The 5876-nt window shown below is 36.7% G+C and carries 3 protein-coding genes and 3 pseudogenes; 4 read left to right on the top strand and 2 right to left on the bottom strand.

Going from position 1 to position 5876, the window contains the following annotated elements; translation table 11 throughout:
* Positions 1–4: 4 nt before the first annotated feature.
* A pseudogene (locus BM358_RS26120) lies at positions 5–285 on the bottom strand (transposase); the annotation flags it as partial.
* Between the two features lie 260 nt (positions 286–545).
* On the opposite strand from BM358_RS26120, the gene BM358_RS26115 reads away from it, so the two are divergent.
* The 3 genes from BM358_RS26115 (at position 546) to BM358_RS26105 (ending at position 3836) form a co-directional block, all read left to right on the top strand.
* Positions 546–1307: a DUF5986 family protein gene (locus BM358_RS26115; protein ID WP_028542663.1), complete on the top strand. Its 762-nt coding sequence runs from the start codon at positions 546–548 to the stop codon at positions 1305–1307.
* Positions 1308–1334: 27 nt separating this feature from the next.
* The gene (locus tag BM358_RS26110; RefSeq protein WP_049828500.1) at positions 1335–2519 is read left to right on the top strand and encodes a helix-turn-helix domain-containing protein; all 1185 of its coding nucleotides are present in this window, start codon (positions 1335–1337) and stop codon (positions 2517–2519) included.
* A gap of 261 nt (positions 2520–2780) precedes the next feature.
* Positions 2781–3836, top strand: a complete 1056-nt coding sequence (locus BM358_RS26105) for a hypothetical protein (protein ID WP_049828501.1) — start codon at positions 2781–2783, stop codon at positions 3834–3836.
* A 68-nt stretch (positions 3837–3904) separates the two neighbouring features.
* On the opposite strand, the pseudogene BM358_RS26100 reads toward BM358_RS26105, so the two are convergent.
* A pseudogene (locus BM358_RS26100) lies at positions 3905–5060 on the bottom strand (IS3 family transposase).
* Between the two features lie 530 nt (positions 5061–5590).
* On the opposite strand from BM358_RS26100, the pseudogene BM358_RS27080 reads away from it, so the two are divergent.
* Positions 5591–5872: pseudogene (locus tag BM358_RS27080) on the top strand (transposase); the annotation flags it as partial.
* Positions 5873–5876: the final 4 nt, after the last annotated feature.

Here is a 5876-nt window from a genome sequence, read left to right as displayed (position 1 = left end):
TTTACTTTCGTCCCATGATCAGCGCGGCTTGCTTTAAAATGTCATTCTCCATGAGCAGTTGCTTGTTCTGTTTTCGAAGCTCGATCAGTTCTAATTCCTCTGGAGTTCGGTTGTCTTTCTCTTTGAAGGATCCAGATGTGGAACTCTGTTTCACCCATTTATCTAACGATGAAGGATTCAAATCATACTCTTGAATGATATCCTTTCGCGGTTTACCACTCTGATAGAGTTGAACCATCTGGCTTTAAATTCAGCGCTAAAGGTACGTCTTTCTTTTTTAGTCATCGTCCGTTCGCTCCTTCTAGAATTTATCTGTAGTCTACTATATTAGACCACAATTTTTCTGTCTAGAAGAGTGTAGCCGATCCAATGGAAAAAATAAAAGGAGAAGAGCAACTTTTTTTAATAGTTGAGAATAAACTTTCAAAAAAATAGAATGCTGAGGAGAAAGATTTTAAATATAGCAAGAAAGGTTTACTTTTTCCGATTATATGTAGTATCATTAGAACGATTGGAATCACTTTTGCTTTGGAGGTGGATTATTAATGCTAAATCGATTAGGTTTGAATAGTTCTGTGGCTGAATTATTAGTCGGTTCCTTTACGGAGGGGACTGATGGTGTCATAAATGAAATAAAAAAAGAGTACGGTTTGGATACGGGTAACTTTAAGCATGGAGGATCATGGGATAAACGATTTGATCGTATTAAACAAGTGGCCCTACAGAATGATTTGGTTGTCCTTACTAGAAAAAGAGGGGGCATATGGACTTTTATTTGTGTTTTAGATCTCAATACAGGAAGCCTGTATATTTTTTCGAAGGAAAAGAATGTAGATACGGTAATAAAGAACTTTGGGAAGAAGAAGATACATTACTTTCACGCGTTTGTTTCATTAAACAGCGGACCTTTAGAGTTTAATAAACAACAAATAACCTTATTTGAAACGCTGACAGATGAATATGAGAGTAAAAGACTTATGGAAGTACAAAGAATACTCGGCGAAGAGTACCCTTTGGTTAAGCAAGTAATCTTTGTAATCGCTCAAGAAATTGGAAACAGAATGGTAGGCGTGGAAGCACGGTTATATAACCGATATTTTGAATTAGTCGATAAAGTTGACTGGTCAATGTATGTATCGAAGGATGAGTATAGTGATTTGGTTGTTTTGGATGAGGAATTTGCGGGAAAAATGGATATTATACCTAAAATAAAACTTTCGATTAAGAAACGGAAAGAACACTTTGATCAAGGAATTGCTAAGAAGAAGTTGGATGAAGAGCATACTAAAGAGGAAGATAAAGGTTAACATTCCTCGATATAAGGAGGAATTTTAATGATACAAAGACAGTTTAATGGTTCCAGATTAAGAGAGGGAAGGATATACCGTGGCCTAACAATTACAGACTTAGCTAATGAACTAGAGGTTAGCAAACAGATGATTTCAAAGTATGAGAATGACAAAGCAGTCCCTACCTTAGACTCACTGCTACTTATAACTAATATTCTAAAATTCCCTAAAGAATATTTTTATGAGACTTCTGTTGAGGTTAAAACAGGTAGCACATATTTTCGATCATTGCTGACTACAGGAAAAAAAGAAAGAGAGATGCAATATGATCGAGTAAAGTATTTAACTATTATTCGAGCCTTGTTGGAAGAGTATGTGGATTTTCCAGAACTTGATGTACCGGACTTTTCAGATCAGGATATAGAAAGTGTAGAAGAAGTTGCTGGGAAGGTAAGAGATGCTTGGTCTCTTGGTGATAAACCAGTCAAAGACATTATTTACTTACTTGAAACCAAGGGTTTTGTTATATCTTCATTGATGTTAGGTAATAAGACAATTGACGCATTTGGATCTCAACATGAGATAGGTGGCAAGCAGTATTATTCAATTGTTCTTGGGAATGATAAAAAATCTTTTTACAGACGGCAATTCGATGTGGCCCACGAGTTAGGACATAAAGTTTTGCATGATCCACACTTGAATGTTGATGACTTGAGTAAGGAAGAATTCAAGCAAATTGAGCAGGAGGCAAATGATTTTGCAGCAGCGTTTCTTCTACCAAAGGAAAGCTTCCTGAGGGATGTATCTATTCATCCAAATGATCTTATGTACTATAAGCTTCTTAAGAAAAAATGGTGTGTATCTATTGGAGCAATGGTAATGCGAGCCTATAAGCTAGGGGCTATAAATGAAGGAACATACCAGTACATGCAACGATCTATAAGTCATAAAGGTTGGAGAACAAAAGAACCTTTAGATGATGTAAAAGATTTGAAAGATCCCGTTTCTATGAAGCAAGCTATAGAGCTACTAATTGAAAATGACTATATTTCTGGGGAAGGATTTATGCAAAAACTGTCCCAACATTATGGGCTGAGCTTGCTACGGGAAGAAGTCGAGGAGTTACTAGGATTAGAAGAAGGATACCTACAAACTGAGGTTTTGTACACTGGTAATATCGTGAGTATAAAAGATAAACTGGAATCAAGATCAAGGGATATAACAAATTAACTTGTATAAAGAATGCTATATATCTTTAATGATTTAGTAAACGAAGACACCATATAAAATCGTACCTCCGTCTTTTTTTGTTTTATGTTAATACTCAATTTTTTTAGGAAAAGCCTCAAAAATGTTGAAGGGGATGTGAGCGGGGTGATGAACCACCCTGTTGTGGTTGGAATTGAAATGTAGTTGGCACATTTATTTGATGAACATTGTTAAATGAAGAGTTTTTAGAATAGGTTGTCGAATCTCAAATTGGAGGTTAGAATGAACTATTTAATTTCAAATAAAGACTGGATATTTTCTGGAATTGGTGTTGTAGTAATAGGAGCAATAATTAATTTTTTTAGAAAAAAGGATGTTCCAAAGAATCCAGCTATTAAATATCAAAGTGGGAATAATAATATTCAATCAGATGGGACTGTTTTAGTTAATAATAATGTAACGAATGTTTACAAAGAAACAGAAACGGAACTAGAGAAAAAAAGTCCTTTAAGTGAATTGATAAATAAATTCTTTTTTATTTTTGAAAAACATGGAGTCAGCAGGGGACAATTACCTTCCTTTATTGATAAGGAATTCAACATAAATTATGTAGATGTAGCTGGTGAGGAATCAATTATTCCTAAACTTAATGATGAGTTGTTAGATTGGGTTTCCACTAAATTTGGTATTAGGAGAAGTTGGTTTGACAGAGCCGACGACGTTTATTCAAGCAGGTATATTTATGATACATTAGATTTTTATAAGTGTACTGGAGCATTTATCAACTTGTTCAGCAGGCTTATTGATGAGTTGAGCATTTATAGTTATAGAGATGCACTTCACGTTTATTTTCTAAAAACTTTTGATGATTTCAAGAGTGACCAATCTGGAGAAGAAGGAAAGGCTAATGTTATAGTAATAGTTAGTATAAAAATCGGTAATACAACTACTAACTCGGTTGAAAGGTACATCTTGATTCCACATAATTTAAGATGGGATTATTGGAAATCTAGACAAGATATAAAAAGAATGATTAGAATAGTTGATAAGTTAGACATTAGAATGAGTGGTTATGATATATCGATTGATGAATACAACGAAATTGGATCGGCTCAAGTAGTGCCTAGAGCATTACTGAATCAGAAAAGAGGAGTAGTGACTTGGTATCCCTACGACTATGATGGCACTATTAATGGTAGGATAAATAAAGCTGAGTATGAACTAGACAAACAGTTTTGTGAATCTCTAGAAGAAATAGATGAAACCATTTCAAAACTAATTGATGGAAAAAGGGATTATTATGATAAATTAATATTTGGAAGTGATGAAAAAAATTAAAACATTACACTTTTAAAACAAGGACGGTGGACTACTGTCAATAAAATAGACACCCAAAGTCGAGAACTTCAAGCGGTTTTTCGGTACAATCGTTCATACTGATTTGGAGATACATAACCTAGGGAAGAGTGGATTCGTTTTCCATTATAAAAGCATGTAATATATTCGAAAATCTGCTTCTTTGCCTCACGACGGGTTTTGTAGTGGTCTAAGTAAATCAGTTCCTTCTTTAGAACGCTGTGAAAGGATTCGATACAGGCGTTGTCATAACAGTTCCCCTTGCGGCTCATGCTGCCTTTCATAGGGTATTTAACCAGCTTAGCTTGATACTCGTGAGATGCGTATTGGCTCCCTCGATCCGAATGATGCAGAACCCCTTTGCCCGGTCGTTGGACACGGTAGGCTTGGTCAAGGGCCTGAATGACTAACTCTTTAGTCATCTGAGAATCCATGTGGAATCCTACGATTTTGCGGCTGTACAAGTCCATCACGCTCGCCAAATAAAGCCAGCCTTCATCGGTGGGAATATACGTAATATCCGTCATCCACACCTCGTTTGGAGCCTCAGCAACAAACTGCTGGTTTAAAAGGTTCTCATGAACAGGCAGTTGGTGTTTGGAGTTCGTAGTTGCTTTGTATTTTTTCACGGTTCTGGACGTTAAGCCAAGCTCCTTCATGATTCGCACGACCGTTTTTTCTGACACGACAACTCCTTGCTGAACCAAAGCTTTATGAATCTTCCGGCTGCCATACAAACGGGTGAATCCAAGAAGATCCGGCGGATACGTTGTAAGAGCTTTTCCCGTTGTTTTTGTCGTTCTTTATGAATCGTTCGAGTTTGTGCCCATCTGTAATAGCCGCTTCGTGAAACACCAAACACCGCACACATCTTTGCAACACGACACTGGAAGCGGTGATCATATATAAAAGAAAAGATCAGCGTCGGTCTTTGGCAAAGTAGTGCATCGCCTTTTTTAGAATATCGTTCTCCTCTTCCAGATCACGAATGCGTTTGTGGAGTTCTCTTGTGGCTTGATCCTCTGGCTTCAGGTTCCCACTGCCAGGGAAAGCCTGTTTCCCATCTTGGTTGTGTTCAGCTACCCAACGATACAGCGTGTTCGCGGAGATGCCCAATTCTCTCGCCACTTGAGAGACAGGTTTACCTTCTTCTTGAATCATTTGAACGGTTTGCACTTTAAAAGCCTTGTCGTAGTTTTTACTCATAGGGACGCACCTCGAATGAATTTGATTTTATTCTCGCATTCTCGATTCTCGGTGTCCACTTTTTAGTCTAGCATCACGGTCTGTTAAGCAGTTCTTGTTTTTATTTATCTAAGTTAAGTTATACATATATCAATGGTATGGAAATTAAATTAGTTGGATATATACCTTTAAGATAGAGATTTGTGTTTGAAATATAAGGGGATATTTTTTAAATAAATACTGTTCTTAGCGCTTTGACAAAGCAGATGCGGATTTTTTTGGATAAACAAATGTATACAATTGCAGTAGCTTTTTTAAACAAAATGAAATAATTTGTTGCGCTCTTCGACTCTACGCAATTTGATCAATAGAACACACTTTTGAGCAAGGCTAGCTTTGACACTCTACAAGCTTTAATTTTCTTATGCTGTTATGCATTAATCCATCTAGGATGCGAGTGTCGATAATGGATCGGCTACACTCTTCTAGACAGAAAAATTGTGGTCTAATATAGTAGACTACAGATAAATTCTAGAAGGAGCGAACGGACGATGACTAAAAAAGAAAGACGTACCTTTAGCGCTGAATTTAAAGCACAGATGGTTCAACTCTATCAGAGTGGTAAACCGCGAAAGGATATCATTCAAGAGTATGATTTGAATCCTTCATCGTTAGATAAATGGGTGAAACAGAGTTCCACATCTGGATCCTTCAAAGAGAAAGACAACCGAACTCCAGAGGAATTAGAACTGATCGAGCTTCGAAAACAGAACAAGCAACTGCTCATGGAGAATGACATTTTAAAGCAAGCCGCGCTGATCATGGGACGAAAGTAAA

The sequence above is a fragment of the Paenibacillus sp. cl130 genome, from assembly GCF_900116035.1.
GTDB classification, from domain to species: Bacteria; Bacillota; Bacilli; order Paenibacillales; family Paenibacillaceae; genus Paenibacillus; species Paenibacillus polymyxa_B.
The sequence above is the reverse complement of the archived record's forward strand: the minus strand, read 5'-3'. Positions and strand labels throughout refer to the sequence as shown.

Bases quoted from the DNA above. Each gene is read 5' to 3' on its own strand.
- BM358_RS26105 (WP_049828501.1), top strand. From the start codon at position 2,781: ATGAACTATTTAATTTCAAATAAAGACTGGATATTTTCTGGAATTGGT.
- BM358_RS26110 (WP_049828500.1), top strand. From the start codon at position 1,335: ATGATACAAAGACAGTTTAATGGTTCCAGATTAAGAGAGGGAAGGATA.
- BM358_RS26115 (WP_028542663.1), top strand. From the start codon at position 546: ATGCTAAATCGATTAGGTTTGAATAGTTCTGTGGCTGAATTATTAGTC.